Origin of the sequence: Aquabacterium sp. UBA2148, assembly GCF_002328915.1 — a bacterium.
GTDB lineage: Bacteria > Pseudomonadota > Gammaproteobacteria > Burkholderiales > Burkholderiaceae_C > Aquabacterium > Aquabacterium parvum.
In genome coordinates this window covers 8,344-9,416 of the sequence record NZ_DCXA01000201.1, presented here as the reverse complement: position 1 = coordinate 9,416, position 1,073 = coordinate 8,344, and the positions used below count along the sequence as shown (strand labels likewise).

The 1,073-nt window shown below is 64.4% G+C and carries 1 protein-coding gene; it reads right to left on the bottom strand.

Going from position 1 to position 1,073, the window contains the following annotated elements:
* Window positions 1-147 precede the first annotated feature (147 nt).
* Window positions 148-924: a ferredoxin--NADP reductase gene (locus B2W70_RS11210; protein WP_058086524.1), complete on the bottom strand. Its 777-nt coding sequence runs from the start codon at window positions 922-924 to the stop codon at window positions 148-150.
* Between the last annotated feature and the right edge of the window lie 149 nt (window positions 925-1,073).

Below are 1,073 nucleotides of genomic sequence, written 5' to 3'. Positions count from 1 at the left end.
CTCGCCCCCTGAGCGTTGCTCAACCGTGCGCATCCCCACCCAAAAAACAACCCCAGCCGACCTCACCCAGGCAAACAAAAAGGCAGCCGGATCGGCTGCCTTTTTCACTCATGCCAGGGGCGCAGGCCCCCGCTGAACGTCAAGCGATCACTTCTCGACGAAGGCGCGCTCGATCACGTAGTCGCCCGGCTCGCCTTGCGACGGCGAGATCTTGAAGCCGCGGTCGTCGAGGATCTTGCACAGGTCGGTCAGCATGGAGGGGCTGCCGCACATCATGGCGCGATCGGTGTGCGGGTTGATGGGCTGCATGCCGAGGTCGGCGGCCATCTTGCCGTTGACGATCAGGTCGGTCAGGCGGCCCTGGTTGCGGAATGCCTCGCGCGTGACCAGCGGGTAGTACAGCAGCTTGTCGCGCACCAGCTCGCCCAGCAGCTCGTGGTTGGGCAGCTCTTCGGAGATGAAGTCGTGGTAGGCCAGCTCGGAGACGGTGCGCACGCCGTGGACCAGCACCACCTTGTCGAACTTCTCGTAGGTGTAGGGGTCCTGGATGATGCTCATGAAGGGCGCCAGGCCCGTGCCGGTGCCGAACAGGTAGAGGTTGGGCGCGGGCTTGAGGTCATCGACCACCAGCGTGCCCACCGCCTTGCGGCTGACCAGGATCTTGTCGCCGACCTTCAGGTGCTGCAGGCGCGAGGTCAGGGGGCCGTCGGGCACCTTGATCGACAGGAACTCCAGGTGCTCCTCGTAGTTGGCACTGGCGATGGAGTAGGCGCGCATCAGGGGCTTGCCGTTGACCTCCAGGCCGATCATCACGAAGTGGCCGCTGGCGAAACGCAGGGCCGGATCGCGCGTGGTCTTGAAGCTGAACAGCGTGTCGTTCCAGTGGTGAACGTGGGTGACGGTTTCTTGGTTGAACGCGGCCATGGTTTGGTTGCCTGTCGAAGCCAGTGGATCCAGAGTCGGAAAACCCTCTATTGTCGCCCAGATCGAACGCCCCTGCCCGACGCTGGAGCATCGGCACCGCCTGGCCCAGCGTCGGCCCGGCGGTGATCGTCTATGCTCCCGCCATGCTG

Coding starts and splice junctions, on each gene's coding strand:
- B2W70_RS11210 (WP_058086524.1), bottom strand. CDS start 924: ATGGCCGCGTTCAACCAAGAAACCGTCACCCACGTTCACCACTGGAAC.